We start from the raw sequence: 15905 nt of genomic DNA on the forward strand, positions 1-15905 counted from the left end.
CGACTTCGACTGTCGGGGTTCATTGCAAGTTGATCCTTGTGGTGAAACGTGGCCGCGAGAGCGGACACGGGAGCGCTTTGCGCCCAAACGGGGGGATTGTCAACAGCCTCGGCTAAGGGCTGTCTGCTCAGTCGCCGTCGGCAAAGGAGAAGCCGGCGCCAAGGCCGATGGCACCGCCGAAATCCTTGTTCAGCCGGTCGAGAAGATCGGCGGTGTTGAGCGTGAGAAAATCGAGCTTGGCCCGGCTCTTGTCATCGGCGATCGCCTCGCCGATCGGACCGTCGATGGTCTGCGAGATGCCGATGACCGACTTGAAGACGAAGTCTGCCGACCCGGCGACCGAGCGGCTGTCGTTCGGAAGCAGGCTTTCCATGTCGGCCACCTTGAACAGGGTATGCAGGCCGCGGAAGTTGGCGGCGATCGAGGGCATGGTGTTTTCCGACCGCCAGTAGATCGCCGACTTCGGATGTCCCTTGTCCTGCTTGCCGTCGACGGTTCCGGCATAGAACGGCTTCAGCCGCTGGTCCTTCACCATCTCGACGCCGTGCACGAAAATGCCGAGCAGCTCGGTTGCCGCCTCCTTGCTGTCGCGAAATTGAGGATTTCCAGGGCCCGGCTTTTTCCAGGCGGCCTGGATGCCCTCAGGCTTTTGCCACTCCGCCAGGAACTCGTTGGCGATGGCGTCGAGGTTCTGCGAGATCGCCACGCCGTAGCGGCAACGGAAATCGCCGTCCTTGCTCGCCAGCACATCGGAGCCATTGCCGTAGAGCACGTATTCCAGTGCGCCCAGTCCTTGCGCCGCGACGCTCTTGCCCTTGAGCGATGCGACGTCGGTCGCCGTCTCGTCGCCCTTGGCAAGAATGGCCTGCACCTGTTTCAGGCCCGTGCTCTTGCGGTCGGGGTAGAACAGGAAGCGCTCGAAGCGGTTCTGCTCGAGCGCCGGCCCCAAACGGATGATTTCGACCGTCGACCAGGCCTGTACCAGGTCGGAAAATGCTTCTTGCGCTTTCTCCTGCGATGCCGCCGACGGGACCTCGCAAAGGGCGGCCGACGCCTTCGTCAGCAGCGCGGTCTTGTCCGACAGGTTGCGGTAGCCGGGGATAATGAAATCGTCGACCGCCCTAGCCATCACGGCTGGCACGGCAGCCTCGTTGACGACACGGGGCGACAGCGCGCTTCCCTCCTGCGCCATGGCCGGCAGGGACAGAGCGGCCAGGCAAAGGCCGAGGGCAAGCGAAGGCATATGAGACATCAAAGAGACTCCAGGAATGCGAGGAGGTCACGGCGGTCACGTGTGGAAAGCGCGGCAAAGGCGTCTCGCGCTTTTTCGCCCTCTCCACCATGCCACAGAATGGCTTCGGTAAAATTGCGGGCCCGCCCGTCGTGCAGCAGGAACGTATGGCCGCTCACCGCCTTCGTCAGTCCGATGCCCCAGAGCGGCGGCGCGCGCCATTCGCGGCCATTGGCGATACCTACGGTCTGGCCATCGGCAAGGCCGTCTCCCATGTCATGGAGCAGGAAGTCGGAATAGGGCCAGATCAGCTGGAACGCCTGTGCCTTGTGGGCAGCGTCGCGACGCGTCACGTATTTCGGGGTGTGGCAGGAAGCGCAGCCGCTCTGGTAGAAGATCTCCTTGCCGCGCAGGGTTTTTGGAAAGCTCGCCTTGCGCCGCGCCGGAACGGCCAGATTGGCCGAGTAGAAGGTGACCAGTCCCAGCACCGGGTCCGGAGCCTCGACCGCGCCGAGACGCGCCTGGACGCCGGTCGGCAGGCCGAGGCAGGCCGTTTGCCCTTCGGTGCAGTCGCCAAAACTGCGGTCGAGATCCGGGGTCGAAAGGCCGATATCGGCGGCGAAGGCATCCGCCGTCTGCTGGCGCACCGTCGGGGTCTGTGCCTTCCAGCCAAAGCGACCAAGCGCAATTTCTCCGGTCGCGCGATCGCGAACCAGCGAGGCGCGCCCGCTGATGCCGTCGCCGTCGGCGTCATCAGGGTCTGCACGGGAAAGGATATCCGCCTCATGGATCGCCTCGATCAGTCCCAATCCGATCATCTGCGGCGCCACCCGCGGCGAAAGCGTCGTTGTCGGATCAAGGGCGCCGTAGGCGAGATCGCGCACCGCATAGGTCGGCTTGCGCAGGAAGACCAGTTCGCCGTCCGCCAGCGTGACCGGCAGCTCGGAGTAGGTCATCTTCATCTGACCTTCGGCGGCAAGCCCCGGCACCGCCCTGTCCTGCAACTGCGCGCCGTAAATCGGGTCGGGGAAATTGGCCATGTCGTAGGTCGCCAGCATCTGCCGTTCGCCGTCGTTGCGCGGCGCCCGGGCGAGCCGGTAGAGCATCGAGGTGCCGTCGCTGGCGCCTTCGGGCGGGCCGCCACGCCCATCGCGCGGATGGCAGCTGAGGCAGGACCTTGCATTGTAGAGCGGCCCCAGGCCATCGGACGCCTGGGTTGACGAGGGCGAGGACACCCAGAGCTTTTCGAACAGCGCATCGCCCAGCTTGAATCCCTCTTCATCCTCGAAAGCCAAGTTTGCGGAAAACTGAGTGAAGCTGTCCTGATCGTTCGGGGCGATCGACGTTCCGGCTCCCGCCGACATCGCCTCGTATCGTTCTGCCTTGGAGAAATCCGTGACCGGCACAGTGATCGCCTCGACGCGGCGAAGGTCGGCCTCGGAGAGATCGTCGCGCTTGTGCTTGAGCGCGGAGGTATCGTCTGACGCCTGAACTGCCGCCGCAACAAGAAACAGCGCCAGGAGCGACTGCAGAAGGGAGCGGGCAATGCATGCGTTCATCGATTGAGGATCGGGCCGCGTCCGTAACGGCGCGGCCCGCCTTTTCAGCTTATTGGAAAACAGCGTTAGGATTATCCAAGCTGTCGGAACCTTCAAGCTCAATCGTGCCGAGGTCGAGCGACGCGATGACGCGCTGCACGGTCTTGGCCTGGGCGATCAGGCCGTCGATCGCGGCCTGGACGGTGGCGTTGCCCTCGGCATTGCCTTCGCCGATCATCTGGTCGTAGGCCTCGACGGTTTCGGCGCGCTTGGCCATCGCCTGCATCTTCTCGACCGTGGTGGCGAGATCCTTGGTCATTTCCTTGTCGAGTGCCGCGTCCTTGGTGGCAACGAGTTCGGAAAGCGAGGCGCCGGTCAGCTTGGTGCCGTCGACGCGGGTATATTCGCCGGTATAGGCCGACTGGATGCCGATCGCGTCGTGCAGGTGCGAGTTGTGGGTGTTGTCGGAGAAGCAGTCGTGCTCTTCTTCCGGGTCATGCAGCAGGATGCCGAGCTTCATGCGCTCGCCTGCAAGCTCGCCATAGGAGAGCGATCCCATGCCGGTCAGGATGGCGGTCAGGCCAGCCTTCGGATCGGCTTCGACGGCCTTGGTCGCCGCGCCATCCGGCGTCCAGTTGGCAACCATTTCCTTCAGGTCCGAAACGAGCAGTTCGGATGCAGCCTTCAAATAGGCGCCACGCCGATCGCAATTGCCGCCGGTGCAGGCCTTGGTGTCGTAATCCGTGTAGGGGCGGTTGCCGGCGCCAGCCTTGGTGCCGTTCAGGTCCTGGCCCCAGAGCAGGAATTCGATGGCGTGATAGCCCGTGGCGACGTTCGCCTCGATGCCGCCTGCTTCCTGTAGGGTACCCGCCAGCAGTTCCGGCGTGATGTTGGTGGCGTCGACATCCTTGCCGTCGATCTTGATCGTCTTGTTGGCGATCACGTTGGCGGTGAAGAGACCGTTCTCGTCGCTCTCGCTGCCGTAGCTCGGATCGACATAGTCGATCAGGCCTTCGTCCAGCGGCCAGGCGTTGACCTTGCCTTCCCACTCGTCAACGATGGCGTTGCCGAAGCGGTAGACTTCCGTTTCCTGGTAGGGGTGGCGGGCCTTGAGCCAGGCTTCGCGCGCCGCCTTCAGCGTTGCTTCGCTGGGGGTCGCGATCAGCGCGTCGATTGCCTTGTCGAGCGCCTCAGCGGTGATCAGCGCATCTTCGAACTTGGCGTGCGCGACGACGGTGTAGTGCTTTACAACGGCGGCCGCATCGGTGGCGGCCTGCGCCGGCTGCAGGGCCAGCGTCGACGTTGCCGTCATGAGCGCCAGCGCCGCGGCGCGGATGAAATTCTTGGTCATGACCCTCTCCTGTTCTTCTCCCGGCGTGACCGGAACGGACACCGCGGGACGGCGTCATTGCTCGGCAATGGGTCGTGGAAAATCCCCCGCCGACCCGCCGGAGCTTGATTGTCATGAACCAAAAGTAAACTGGTGTCAAAGTGTATAGTTTAGAACGTTTTCAATCTGATGCCGGCGGTTTGGCGCAGTGTCGAAGCCGCCGGCGAGGCGCTCAGGCCTTGCGCTGCATCAGGCAGAAGAAGAAGCCGTCGGTGCCGGTGGAAGCCGGCGTCAGCGTCACCGTCTTCATGTCGGCGGACCATGGCTGCGGCTTGTCGGTACCGAATAGCCCGGCCCAGATGTCGGCGGCCGACAGGATCTCGAATTCCGGATTGTCTTCGCAGAAGCCGTAGACTTGCGCCTCGTTCTCCTCGGGAAGCACCGAGCAGGTGACGTAGATCAGGTGTCCGCCCGGCCGCACGAACTGCGCAGCACTTGCCAGCGCTTCTTCCTGCTGGGAGATCCGCTCTTCGAGGTTCTTCTGGTTGAGCCGCCACTTGGTGTCGGGGCGGCGACGCCACGTTCCGGTGCCGGTGCAAGGCGCATCGACGAGAACCCGATCGAAACGGCCGGCAAGCGGCGCCAGGCTGTCGGCGGAATCGTGTACCTGGACATTGCGCGTTCCAGCGCGCTTCAGCCGTTCGATGATCGGCGCCAGGCGCTTGCGGTCGGTGTCGTAGGCGTGCACCTGGCCCTTGTTGTTCATCGCAGCCGACATGGCGAGCGTCTTGCCGCCGCCGCCGGCGCAATAGTCGAGCACCTGTTCGCCTTCCTGCGGGAAGGCGAGATCGGCGACGATCTGCGATCCCTCGTCCTGGACTTCGAACCAGCCTTTCTGGAAGGAAAGCTCGGCGGTGACGTTCGGCAGGCGCGAGGCGCCTTCGCCGGCGGGAATACGAATACCGTTGCGGGCGATCGTTGCGGCTTCAGCGCCGCTGCGCTCCAGCGCCTTCAGCACCTTGTCCCGGGTCGACTTGAGCGTGTTGGCGCGCAGATCGAGCGTCGGACGCCCGGCGAGCGCCTTGGCTTCGTCGAGCCAATCCTCGGAGAAGTTTTCCTCGAAGGATGCCTGCACCCATTCGGGAATGTCGCCCTGGATGTGGGGCGCGGCATCATCGAGGCGGCGCGTCGCGAAGGCCTGCGCCATGTCGGCGGACGGCATCTCGGGTGCGAATTTGTCGCCATCGAGTTCGGCCGCCAGCGCTTCGGGGGAAAAGCCCCACTGGCGGTACATCACGGCGTGGCCGAGAGCGGCGGCGCTGTCGCTGTCCATCAGGTAGGCGTGGGAGAGCTTCATGCGAAGCGCGTCATAGACGATGTTGCCGATCGCCGATCGATCGCCGGAGCCGGCGAAGCGATGGGAAAGGCCCCAGTCCTTGAGTGCGTCGGCGACCGGGCGCTTCCGCTTTTCGATGTCCTCAAGAACCTCAATGGCTCCAGCGAGCCTGCCGCCCAATCGCATCTTCGATCAACTCCTTTTTCGCCGTGGTAGCGGCGATGGCATCGAAGAGCAAGACGCTGGCCGGGATTAAACGCGGGGAAGTGGCGAGGAACAGTACTTCTCAAAGCAGAACCGCCCGGATCGGATGCCGGACGGAAGTATTTTACGATCAGGAATTGACGACGCGATAACAGATGCTGGCGTGGCCGGAGCTGATCATGCCGATCTGCGAGGCGGCTGCTTTGGAAAGATCGATCACACGGCCACGGATGAACGGGCCACGATCGTTGATGCGAACGATTACACTCTTGCCGTTGCGCTTGTTGGTGACCTGCACCTTGGTGCCGAATTTCAGACTGCGATGGGCGGCGGTGAGGCGGGCGGCGTTCATACGTTCGCCGGAAGCCGTCTTGGAGGTCAGCGCATACCAGGAAGCACCGCCGCAGCCGGCGCCTGCTGCCTGGCTGTCGGAAACGGAACCGAGGCCGATCCCGGCGGTGAACAGCGCTGCCGCAGCAACAGTCTTGATTTTCGCTGGCGTCAAACTGGCGACCCTCGGTTAGAGCTCTTGGGCTGGAGCTCTTGGTTAATTCTGTCGAAGATCGCTAATTGGGGCGAAAAATGGCGAAAACGTGCTTCAACCATTTACGTTTTATTAGGATCTATTAAAAAAGGACGAAAATTAAAAAACGAAGATTGTTTGAAATAGTTTAAATAGAACCCGGAAGTTCTTTGGAATCAGCGGTTGAACGCGCTAAATGCGGCGCGCACGCGAGCCGAGATATCGGCTTAACGAAAAAAATCATTAAAAATTTCGAATTGAACGAATCGTCCGGAATCCGGATGGTCAAAAATGCGTCACTACCGCTGTGGTTGCATTCAATTCGCCGAGTATAGAATGAATATCTCACGAAGGTCACAATTAAGCGCCTCCGTGAGATCACCATTACTAACGATCATGCTATCGACAATGTTCCATTGCGAACGGAATATTTTGACTGGTTCGCGCAGCAATTGTTCATTGGCCGCGCCAGCTGTCCGTCTGCCACATTTGCGCAAGCGAGACGCGATAATCGGGATAGGCGAGTTCGAAGCCGGTTTCCCGCAGGCGTGCATTCGAAACGCGCTTGTTTTCGCCATAGAAGGATCGGGCCATCGGCGAAAGCTCGGCGGTTTCGAACGGCATCTCGGGCGGCGGCTCGACGCCCATCAGCCGCGCGGCCTCGGCAACGATATCCTGCGGTGGTGCCGGCTCGTTGTCGGTGATGTTGAAGATCCCACCCTGAAGTCTTTCGGAGAGGTAGGATGTGGCAGCGCCGATATCTTCCACACGAATGCGATTGAACACCTGGCCGGGCTTGATCAGCCGGCGGGCCGTGCCGTTGGCGAGATTGCAGAAGGCGTTGCGTCCGGGGCCGTAAATGCCGGAAAGCCGTAGCACAGCGACGGGAACAGCGTGTTTGGCGCCGAAGGCAAGCCAGGCGTCTTCCGCCTCGACTCGCTCCACCGAGCGCGCCGAGACCGGTTTGGACAACATGTCTTCCGTCACCCACTGACCGCCATGGTCGCCATAGACGCCGACGGTGGAGAGATAGCCGATCCAGCGAAGGGCAGGGGCAAGCGTGGCGAGGTCGGTGCTGCCGGGGCGGAACATCGGGTCGCCGTCGCGGCCGGGAGCGATCGACTGGATCAGATGGGTCGCCTGCCGCAAGGCGTCTGCCAGTTCGTCGGAAACCGTATCGCCGTCGAAGACGATCGGGCGGATGCCCGCTTTTGCGAGTTTGGCAGCCTTTTCCGCACTGCGGGTCGTACCAGTGACGCTATCGGCCTTGTCGGCCAGTGCGCGCGCGATCGCCATGCCGGAATAACCGGCGCCAAGAATCAGGACATGCATCGGCTTACTCCCGCCATTTGCCATTCGGACAACACTTCTTCGTCGCTCTCCGCACCGCATTGCCTCTCATGGGCCGCAAGCGCATCGGGCGAGATCAATAGTGACAAAGCCCACACCGCCATCGCCCTCACCATCGGGGAGGTATCGCTGGTCAACGTCTTGCAGGCTGCGACCAGGCTGTCATCGCCGGAATTGCCCGCTGCGATCAAGACATTTCTGACGAAGCGGTCACGCCCGATGCGTTTGACCGGCGAGCCCGAGAAGAAGGTCCTAAATGTCGGGTCGTCGAGGGTCAGGAGAAAGGCGAGCGACGGCGCCTTCAGGTCATCGCGCGCCTTCAGTTTCATCTCCGACGCCTGCTGCGCGAACTTGTTCCAGGGGCAGGCGGCAAGACAGTCGTCGCAGCCATAGATGCGATTGCCGATCAGCGGACGCAGCGTCGGGTCGATCGGCCCCTTGTGCTCGATTGTCAGGTAGGAAATGCAGCGCCGCGCGTCGATGCGGTAGGGGGCGGGGAAGGCAGCGGTGGGACAGGCGTTGACACAGGCACGACAGGAGCCGCAATGGTCGCGCTCGGCGGCGTCGAAGGCAAGTTCCGCCGTGGTGAACAGGCTGCCGAGAAACAGCCAGGAGCCGAACTCGCGGCTGACGAGATTGGTGTGTTTGCCTTGCCAGCCGATGCCTGCCTTTTCGGCGAGCGGCTTTTCCATCACCGGTGCCGTGTCGACGAACACCTTCACGTCTTCGCCGGCACGTGCCGCAAAGCGGGTCGCGACCTCTTTCAGGCGGCCCTTGATGATATCGTGATAGTCGCGGTTCTGGGCATAGACGGAGATCGCACCGCGATCCGGCTGGTCGAGGATGCCGCGCGGGTCTTCCTCCGGGCCGTAGTTCATTCCGAACATGACGACCGAGCGCACGTTGCTCCAGAGGGTTCGCGGATCGGAGCGGCGCTCCGCCGTTTCGGCCAGCCATTCCATCGTGCCGTGGAAGCCCTCGTCGAGGAATTCCACGAGCCGCGCCGGCGCCTCCGGTATGGCATCGGGCCGGGTGATGCGACAGACGTCGAAGCCCTTGTCGGCCGCCTCGGCCTTCAGGAATTCCGTCAGCTTCTGCCGCCGTCGCTCCTGGTTTTCAGCCTTGGCAGCACTGCCGGGCACGGCACTATCCTCAGAAATCGAGATCCGCATAATGCGGAACCGGTGTGATACCGCGCACGCGCTCGGAGAGCAGCGGGCGGAAGGAGGGGCGGGACTTCAGCCGCTGATACCATTCCTTGGCGGTCGGCGCGTCCGACCAGTCGATCTCGCCGAGATAGTCGAGCACCGAAACCGTCGCGGCCGCCGCAAGGTCGGCATAGGAGATCCGGTCGCCTGCAAGCCAGGGCCGCGACCCGGCAAGCCACGACAGGTACTTCATGTGCTGGCGGATATTGGCGCGCGAGGTGCGCAGCACCTTGCTGTCAGGTGCGCCGCCGCCCTGGTCCGGCGTCATCTGCAGTTTGAAGATGCGCTCGCGCACCAAGGGGCGCGTCACGTCGGCTTCCATCTTGTGAAGGAACCATTCGGCCAGCCGGCGGATTTCGGCGCGCTGGAACGGATCTTCCGCCAGAAGCCGCCGATCCCGCTTCATGATGCCGTTCGTCTCGTCGAGATATTCCGAGATGATCGTGGCGCCACAAAGCGCCCTCATACTGTCGTCAACATAGACCGGTAACGTGCCCGCCGGATTCAGCGTCAGAAAGTCTCGCCGGTTTTCCCAGGGCTGTTCCTCGGTCAATTCCGTCTGGTAGCCGTATTCCGAAAGGATCAGGCGCACGAACCGCGAAGCGGAGGACATGGGGTGATGGTACAGTGTCGGCATCGATGATCTGGCTTCTTATGGTCTTTTTTCAGGGAACGTCAGCGTGGCGGCGCATGCGTCTGGCCACGGCTCATCAGAAAAAGCTATAGGAACTTGTGGTGGCAAACACAAGCGAATCAGCCTTTTCCTCCCACTCCAAAACTTGTCAGGAAAATCTTATATATGGCGGATCAATCGATCATCAGCGCGCTCGTCCTCGGTCTCATCGAGGGATTGACGGAGTTCATCCCCGTGTCTTCGACGGCGCATGTGCTCCTCGCCGGGCACTTCCTCGGCTTCAGATCGCCGGGCAACACCTTTGCCGTTCTGATACAGCTCGGCGCCATCCTGGCGATCCTGCTCGTCTATTTCCAAAGACTTCTGTCGATCGCACTGGCGCTGCCGACGAGCGTCAAGGCCCGCCGCTTCGTCGTGTCGGTGCTGCTCGCCTTCCTGCCGGCCGCCATCATCGGCGCAATCGCCCATGACTTCATCAAGACCGTGCTGTTCGAAACGCCGATCCTGATCTGTGTCGTGCTGATCATTGGCGGCTTCATCCTGCTTGCGATCGATCGGATGCCGCTGACGCCGCGCTACACCGACGTCATGGACTATCCGCCGTCGCTGGCGCTGAAGATCGGCCTGTTCCAGTGCCTGGCGATGATTCCCGGCACCTCGCGCTCCGGTGCGACGATTGCCGGCGCTCTGCTGATGGGAACGGACAAGCGGTCGGCGGCGGAGTTCTCGTTCTTCCTGGCCATGCCGACGATGCTCGGCGCCTTCACGCTCGACCTCTACAAGAACCGTGATGCGCTGTCGTTCGACGATTTCACACTGATTGCCGTCGGCTTCATCGCGGCGTTCGTCGCCGGCATCTTCGTCGTCCGCTCGCTCTTGGACTTCGTCTCGCGCCGCGGCTTCACGCCATTTGCGATCTGGCGCATCGTCGTCGGCACCGCCGGCCTTATCGGCCTCTGGATGCTCGGCTGAGAACAGCTACTGCATAATTCTCTAAATCGGATCCGATTTAAGGGCGAAATTATGCAGCAAATATAAAGAGATACAGCGTCCTTTGCGCGTCATATTTGACGCGCGGCGCTGTAAAAATAAAACCGCGTGCGTTTCAGATGAAACGCACGCGGTCCCTGGCCCCCGCCAAAAACTTGTAGCTAATCGCCCGATGGGCGCCGGCTTACTTGCCGGAAAGGTCGATCGACGCCGTCGTGCACGGGTCGACGCCATAGGCCGGCGTGCAGCCCTTGCGGCTGCTCGCGACCGTGTTCGGCGCGACGAAGGAGCCAGCCAGAATGATCAGTGCCGCAGACGCAAAAAAGATTGCGATCGACTTGCCCATGGACGCCATGCCTTTCGAGAGTGATGCTGCCGCCGCCGAGACTTACCTGTGATCGGGGCGCGGGGCGGTTTTTATGCGTTGGATATGTCTTGATCAATATCAGGACATGTTGAATCTGCGGTAAATGCCATTCGCTTTTGTCACTGCGGCAGAACTGCAACGCTGTTGCCTTGATGACACAATAAAACAGCCGCCGGCAGGGCCGGCGGCGATCGAAAGAGGCTTTCTGGGCTGCTGCCTCAGGCGGCGCGGCCGCTGCGTGTATACTGGCCCTGCGGGCGATAGCGCACGAGATAGGTCGACAGGATCGATTCCAGCATCGTCGGCGTGATGCCGATGCCGCCAAGCGTCCGGCCTTCGGATTCGGCCTTGGCCGAGACGATATTGTCGGATTTCAGCAACACCACCTGGTCGGGCGTTATCGGCGGCGTGATGAAGGGGATCATCGACGCGACGCGGCCCATCAGCGAGGCGATGCCGAAGGGCACCGATACCAGCGAGCGCTTGCGATCGATGGTCTGGAGCATGATCTCGAGACATTCGCGGAAGGTGAGGACGTCAGGTCCGCCGAGTTCGTAAATCGTGCCAGCCGACAGCTTGCCGTCGACCGAGCGGGCAACGACCTCGGCGACATCGGTGACATAGACCGGCTGGAACTTGGTGTTCCCGCCGCCGATCAGTGGCAGCGCCGGTGCGAACCGGGCCATTTGGGCGAACTTGTTGAAGAAGCCGTCCTCCGGTCCGAAGACGATCGACGGGCGCAGGATGATCGCGTCCGGCAGCGTTTCCAGGATCGCGGCTTCGGCACGCCCCTTGGTGCGGGCGTAGCTCGATTCCGACTTGGCGTCCGCGCCGATCGCCGAGATATGCGTTAGCTTGGCGCCGACATTGCGCGCGGCTTCCGCAACCGCTCGGGCGCCGAAATCCTGCACGGCGTCGAAGGTGTTGCGGCCGCTCTCGAACAGGACGCCGACGCAGTTGATGACATGGTCGGAGCCTTCGACGGCGCGGTCGACCGACTTGCGATAGCGCAGGTTGGCCTGGACGAACGAGATCTGGCCGACATTGCCGAGCGGCTGCAGGTGGCCTGCAAGATCCGGCCGGCGAACGGCAACGCGGATGCGGTAGCCGCGCTTGGCGAGTGCACGTACGACATGACGGCCGACGAACCCGGATCCGCCGAAAATCGTCACCAGCGGCGGAAGGTTGGACAAGGTCATGGGAAGTGCACTCCTGATCTCATTTGGAAGAATTGTTTGCTACATAGCCCAACAGCCGCGAGAGGTGAAGGCCAATCCTCGCGGCGGGCGGCGTTGCCGTGGTTGGCAACACTCGTCGGTCAGATGCCCTCGACGACCACCATCTCGGCGTCTGCCACCTGTTGGCGGATCGCCGCGGCAATCTGGTACTCGGGGGAATTATAGCAGTCGACAGCGGCCTGAAGCGATGGAAATTCGATGACGACGTTGCGGGCGCGAACCCCACCTTCCAGCCGCTCGAATTCACCGCCGCGCGCCAGGAAATTGGCGCCGTATTTCTCGAAGGCCGGCTTTGCGGCCGCCACATAGTCCTTGTAGCGTTCGGGGTCTCGCACATCGACCCGTGCGATCCAATATCCTTTTGCCATGCTGAACTCCTCGTCTTCAGGCATCGAAAGCAGACGGGAGTGTTACTTCCGGCAAATTCCGGGCAAGGTCAAGCGGAACGGTTGCAGAGGGCGGCGATGTACGAGAGGGATCGCCGACCTGTTGCACGCGGGTGTCACGATCAGCGCGAAAGCGCGCCGTTCATCTCGTCGAGGATGCCGCGCGCGGCGACAAGCGGATCTGCGGCTGCGACGATTGGGCGCGCGACGACGAGGTGGCTCGATCCGGCCTTCAGCGCGTCGGCGGGTGTCATGACGCGCTTCTGGTCGCCCTTCTCGGCTCCGGCCGGGCGGATGCCTGGGGTCACCAGAGCCATGTCGGGGCCGATGATCTTGCGCACCGCGGAGGATTCCTCGGCCGAGCAGACGATGCCGCCCATGCCGGCGGCACGGGCCTGTTCGGCCCGGCGCAGCACCAGCGTGTGCGGGTCGTATTCGTAGCCCGCATCGATCACGTCCTGCTCGTCCATCGAGGTGAGCACGGTAACGCCGAGCAGGCAGAGATCCGATCCCCTGGCTGCCTCGACCGCCGCCTTCATCGCCTTGGGGTAGGCGTGCAGCGTCAGCATCGACATGCCCATCTTGACGATGTTCTCGACGCCCTTGGCCACCGTGTTGTCGATGTCGAGCAGCTTCATGTCGAGGAAGACCTTCTTGCGGCTTGCGGCCAGATCGCGGGCGAACTCGAGCCCTCCGGCAAACACCAGTTGGTAGCCGATCTTGTAGAAGGTCACGTCGTCACCAAGCGTGGTAACGATCTTTTCAGCCTCTGCGATTGTCGGAAGATCCAGGCCGACGATCAGTCGGTCGCGTGCGGTCTCGGTCATGTCGCGGTCACCCCCTGCCAGAATTCCATCGGGGTCCAGTCGCATGTGAGGGCGCGATCCGCAAGACGGAACGCGAAGAGATTGCCGCCGCCGCCGCCCTTCTGGTCGGCGCTTCGGCTGATGGCGGTGCCGCCCAGCTTGCACTTCAAGAGGGTACCGACGCCGCCATGGCCGACGAAAGCGATCGGGATTTTGGCGTCGTGTTCGTCAAGGATACGAAAGACGGCAGCCGAGATGCGGGCCTGCGCGTCGACGGCGCGCTCCCAGCCGTTGAAGCTTTCGTTCGGATTGGCGAAGAACCAGTCCGCCGCCCTCTCGAATTCCGGGGGCGGCAGGAAGCCGGTGGCCGAGCGGTCGTTCTCGCCCATCGTGTCGTCGGTCTCGATCGCGACGCCGGCCGCTCCGGCCAGAAGGTTCGCGGTCTCGATCGCCTTGGTCTCGTCGCTCGAAACGATCCGCCCGAGCGTTCGAACCCACGGCTGCCGCGCCGTCGCTTCCGCTCGCGCATATCCGATCTCCGACAGTCCCCATTTCGGCACGGGAACTGCCGGATCGATCTGCACTTGCGGGTGCGTGATATACAGACCGAACAATGGTGTGCCCTGTCAGTGCGCTTTGCGGTAGACCCAGAGCTGCGCCGGGGGAATGTTGCGCACGACGAAATCGAGATGCTGGATGCTGTAGCGGTCGGGCATGGCAACCACAGGCGACAGCGGACCATAGGAGATCTGCACGACGGGACGGCCGACCGGGATGCGCGACAAAAGATCCACGATCAGCTCGACGCGACGATGCATCGGGAAATTGAGCAGCGGCACGGCAGACACGACGCTGTCGAAGGTCCGGTCCGTCATCGCGCCAAGCGTCTGCTTGAGATCGAACGCGTCGCCGTTGATGAAGTTGACGCCGGCAAAGTTTGCCTTGAGCTGCTGGTAGAAGTCGGTGGAGTACTCGACGGACACCAGATCTTCCGCTGCTAGACCGCGCTCCAGGATCGCCTTGGTGATGACGCCGGTTCCGGGGCCGAGTTCAAGAACCGGCAATCCGGAATGGGGATTGATGACGCTCGCCATGCGGCGGGCGGTGACGGAAGACGTCGGAAGGATTGCCCCGACCGCCTTCGCATTGCTCATCCACCCCTTGAAGAAACGGATCTCCTCGTCGAATTTCCGGCCAAGCCGTTCCTTCACCTTCACGCGCAAATTCATTGAACCCCTCAAAACCGTCGTCCTCTCATACGGATCGTCCGGTTCCGCTGATTCGAGCGGGGAACGGACATTGCAGACATAATGTGATCCCATCTGCGGCAAAAACAAGTCTGTCTACGCCTGAAAGCGTCGTCTTATCAACAGCACGCGAATATCAGCGCCAACAAAAAACCCGCCACGCGCGGCGTGACGGGTCTTAATTTTTCACCGCGGCACGGGCGGCTAAACCCGCATCGGCATCAGCACGTAAAGCGCGTCCTCGGCCGCCAGATCGCGCACCAGCGTCGGCGAGCCCGGGTCGGCCAGCATGAAGATGGCGTCGGTTCCCGTCAGCTGCGAGGTGATGTCGAGCAGGTATTTTGCATTGAAACCGATTTCGAGCGGGTCGTGCTCGTAGCCGACCGGCAGCTCTTCCGTCGCGCTGCCCGAATCCGGGTTGTTGACCGTCAGCGTCATCTGGCCGTCGGCCAGCGCCAGCTTCACGGCGCGTCCGCGTTCGGAGGAAATCGTCGAAACGCGGTCGACGGCCTGGGCGAAGGACTGGCAATCGACGCGCAGTTCCTTGTCGTTGTTGGCCGGTATAACGCGCTGGTAATCCGGGAAGGTGCCGTCGATCAGCTTTGAGGTCATCACGATCGAGCCGATCGTCAGGCGAATTTTGGCGTCCGATACTTCGAGCGTCACGATGATATCGGGGCTGTCGAGTAGCTTCTGCAGTTCGCTGACGGTCTTGCGCGGAATGATGATGCCCGGCATGCCCTCGGAGCCGGACGGCGCTTCGACGTCGGCGCGCGCAAGGCGGTGGCCGTCGGTTGCCACGGCGCGCAGCTTCAGGTCGCCCTTGCTCTCGACCGTGTGCACGAAGATGCCGTTGAGATAGTAGCGGGTCTCCTCGGTCGAGATCGCGAACTGCGTCCGGTCGATCAGCATCTTCAGGTCGGTCGCCTTGAGGCGGAAGGTGTGGGAGAAGCTGCCGGCCGTCAGGTCGGGGAAATCGGATTGCGGCAGGCACTGCAGTGAGAATTTCGAGCGGCCGGAGGCGACCGTCATCGCTGTGCCTTCGGCGTTGGTCGCCAGCAGCACTTCCGAGCCATCGGGCAGCTTGCGCACGATGTCATAAAGCAGGTGCGCCGGAACCGTGGTGGCGCCGGCCTGTTCCACCTGCGCCGGCGTCGCCTCGGTGATCTCGAGATCGAGGTCGGTCGCCTTCATCTCGAGGCTCGCGCCGTCGGAGCGCAAAAGAACGTTCGAGAGGATCGGGATCGTGTTTCGCCGTTCGACCACGCGGTGAACGTGGTTCAGCGACTTCAGGAGATTGGACCGCTCGAGAGTAATGCGCATGGGATGCTACCGCTTTCAACCGTTGCTGGGCGGGCGAGGCTCCCGCCGCAGCGTCAACTGCGAGTGTCCCGGCCGACCGACCGGAAGGATGTGGACCGGCAAAATGGCAGAAACAGCGCCTGAAAAGCAAGGGGTTTGACTGGCGCTGTCCCCAGATGACGCACCAGCCGGCCGCTTGGCGCCCTTGCTCTGCC

The 15905-nt window shown here is 62.5% G+C and carries 16 protein-coding genes; 1 reads left to right on the top strand and 15 read right to left on the bottom strand.

The window, feature by feature from the left end; all coding sequences use genetic code 11:
* Window positions 1-127: 127 nt before the first annotated feature.
* The 8 genes from IB264_RS01185 to IB264_RS01220 all read right to left on the bottom strand — a co-directional run bounded on the left by IB264_RS01185 (window position 128) and on the right by IB264_RS01220 (window position 9357).
* Entirely contained in the window at window positions 128-1252 is a 1125-nt protein-coding gene (locus tag IB264_RS01185) for an imelysin family protein (RefSeq protein ID WP_025425599.1), read from the bottom strand.
* A complete protein-coding gene (locus IB264_RS01190) occupies window positions 1252-2790 on the bottom strand; it encodes a di-heme oxidoredictase family protein (RefSeq protein ID WP_025425600.1) in 1539 nt (512 codons plus the stop codon). Before IB264_RS01190 ends, IB264_RS01185 begins: the two co-directional genes overlap by 1 nt.
* A 49-nt stretch (window positions 2791-2839) precedes the next feature.
* Window positions 2840-4120, bottom strand: coding sequence for an imelysin family protein (locus tag IB264_RS01195; RefSeq protein WP_025425601.1), 1281 nt, complete (start codon window positions 4118-4120; stop codon window positions 2840-2842).
* 211 nt (window positions 4121-4331) lie between these two features.
* Window positions 4332-5621, bottom strand: a complete 1290-nt coding sequence (locus IB264_RS01200; RefSeq protein ID WP_025425602.1) for an RsmB/NOP family class I SAM-dependent RNA methyltransferase — start codon at window positions 5619-5621, stop codon at window positions 4332-4334.
* Window positions 5622-5769: 148 nt separating this feature from the next.
* Window positions 5770-6144, bottom strand: coding sequence for a septal ring lytic transglycosylase RlpA family protein (locus tag IB264_RS01205; RefSeq protein ID WP_025425603.1), 375 nt, complete (start codon window positions 6142-6144; stop codon window positions 5770-5772).
* Window positions 6145-6618: 474 nt separating this feature from the next.
* Window positions 6619-7494, bottom strand: a complete 876-nt coding sequence (locus IB264_RS01210; protein ID WP_025425604.1) for an SDR family oxidoreductase — start codon at window positions 7492-7494, stop codon at window positions 6619-6621.
* Window positions 7482-8654, bottom strand: coding sequence for a tRNA epoxyqueuosine(34) reductase QueG (gene queG / locus IB264_RS01215; RefSeq protein WP_025425605.1), 1173 nt, complete (start codon window positions 8652-8654; stop codon window positions 7482-7484). Before queG ends, IB264_RS01210 begins: the two co-directional genes overlap by 13 nt.
* A 10-nt stretch (window positions 8655-8664) precedes the next feature.
* Window positions 8665-9357, bottom strand: a complete 693-nt coding sequence (locus tag IB264_RS01220) for a glutathione S-transferase family protein (protein ID WP_025425606.1) — start codon at window positions 9355-9357, stop codon at window positions 8665-8667.
* A gap of 162 nt (window positions 9358-9519) precedes the next feature.
* On the opposite strand from IB264_RS01220, the gene IB264_RS01225 reads away from it, so the two are divergent.
* Complete coding sequence (locus tag IB264_RS01225) at window positions 9520-10326, top strand: undecaprenyl-diphosphate phosphatase (RefSeq protein WP_025425607.1); 807 nt, start codon at window positions 9520-9522, stop codon at window positions 10324-10326.
* A gap of 202 nt (window positions 10327-10528) precedes the next feature.
* On the opposite strand, the gene IB264_RS01230 is transcribed toward IB264_RS01225, so the two are convergent.
* The 7 genes from IB264_RS01230 to dnaN form a co-directional block, all read right to left on the bottom strand.
* A complete protein-coding gene (locus IB264_RS01230; RefSeq protein ID WP_025425608.1) occupies window positions 10529-10690 on the bottom strand; it encodes a hypothetical protein in 162 nt (53 codons plus the stop codon).
* 239 nt (window positions 10691-10929) lie between these two features.
* Window positions 10930-11910, bottom strand: a complete 981-nt coding sequence (locus tag IB264_RS01235) for a complex I NDUFA9 subunit family protein (protein WP_025425609.1) — start codon at window positions 11908-11910, stop codon at window positions 10930-10932.
* 119 nt (window positions 11911-12029) lie between these two features.
* The gene (locus tag IB264_RS01240) at window positions 12030-12317 is read right to left on the bottom strand and encodes a DUF1330 domain-containing protein (protein ID WP_025425610.1); all 288 of its coding nucleotides are present in this window, start codon (window positions 12315-12317) and stop codon (window positions 12030-12032) included.
* Between the two features lie 140 nt (window positions 12318-12457).
* Window positions 12458-13162 carry an orotidine-5'-phosphate decarboxylase gene (gene pyrF, locus IB264_RS01245; RefSeq protein ID WP_025425611.1) on the bottom strand — a complete coding sequence of 235 codons (705 nt, stop codon included), beginning with the start codon at window positions 13160-13162 and terminating at the stop codon, window positions 12458-12460.
* Window positions 13159-13755, bottom strand: a complete 597-nt coding sequence (locus tag IB264_RS01250; RefSeq protein WP_025425612.1) for a histidine phosphatase family protein — start codon at window positions 13753-13755, stop codon at window positions 13159-13161. Before IB264_RS01250 ends, pyrF begins: the two co-directional genes overlap by 4 nt.
* 12 nt (window positions 13756-13767) lie before the next feature.
* Window positions 13768-14370, bottom strand: coding sequence for a phospholipid N-methyltransferase PmtA (gene pmtA, locus IB264_RS01255; protein WP_025425613.1), 603 nt, complete (start codon window positions 14368-14370; stop codon window positions 13768-13770).
* Window positions 14371-14592: 222 nt separating this feature from the next.
* Window positions 14593-15711 (bottom strand): DNA polymerase III subunit beta, encoded by a 1119-nt coding sequence (gene dnaN / locus IB264_RS01260; RefSeq protein WP_025425614.1) that lies wholly within the window; start codon window positions 15709-15711, stop codon window positions 14593-14595.
* Window positions 15712-15905: the final 194 nt, after the last annotated feature.

The organism is Ensifer sp. ENS11 (assembly GCF_014851895.1).
GTDB lineage: Bacteria > Pseudomonadota > Alphaproteobacteria > Rhizobiales > Rhizobiaceae > Ensifer > Ensifer canadensis.

Coding starts and splice junctions, on each gene's coding strand:
- IB264_RS01235 (WP_025425609.1), bottom strand. CDS start 11,910: ATGACCTTGTCCAACCTTCCGCCGCTGGTGACGATTTTCGGCGGATCC.
- dnaN (WP_025425614.1), bottom strand. CDS start 15,711: ATGCGCATTACTCTCGAGCGGTCCAATCTCCTGAAGTCGCTGAACCAC.
- IB264_RS01240 (WP_025425610.1), bottom strand. CDS start 12,317: ATGGCAAAAGGATATTGGATCGCACGGGTCGATGTGCGAGACCCCGAA.
- IB264_RS01220 (WP_025425606.1), bottom strand. CDS start 9,357: ATGCCGACACTGTACCATCACCCCATGTCCTCCGCTTCGCGGTTCGTG.
- pyrF (WP_025425611.1), bottom strand. CDS start 13,162: ATGACCGAGACCGCACGCGACCGACTGATCGTCGGCCTGGATCTTCCG.
- IB264_RS01225 (WP_025425607.1), top strand. CDS start 9,520: ATGGCGGATCAATCGATCATCAGCGCGCTCGTCCTCGGTCTCATCGAG.
- IB264_RS01210 (WP_025425604.1), bottom strand. CDS start 7,494: ATGCATGTCCTGATTCTTGGCGCCGGTTATTCCGGCATGGCGATCGCG.
- IB264_RS01200 (WP_025425602.1), bottom strand. CDS start 5,621: ATGCGATTGGGCGGCAGGCTCGCTGGAGCCATTGAGGTTCTTGAGGAC.
- IB264_RS01230 (WP_025425608.1), bottom strand. CDS start 10,690: ATGGGCAAGTCGATCGCAATCTTTTTTGCGTCTGCGGCACTGATCATT.
- IB264_RS01190 (WP_025425600.1), bottom strand. CDS start 2,790: ATGAACGCATGCATTGCCCGCTCCCTTCTGCAGTCGCTCCTGGCGCTG.
- pmtA (WP_025425613.1), bottom strand. CDS start 14,370: ATGAATTTGCGCGTGAAGGTGAAGGAACGGCTTGGCCGGAAATTCGAC.
- IB264_RS01185 (WP_025425599.1), bottom strand. CDS start 1,252: ATGTCTCATATGCCTTCGCTTGCCCTCGGCCTTTGCCTGGCCGCTCTG.
- IB264_RS01195 (WP_025425601.1), bottom strand. CDS start 4,120: ATGACCAAGAATTTCATCCGCGCCGCGGCGCTGGCGCTCATGACGGCA.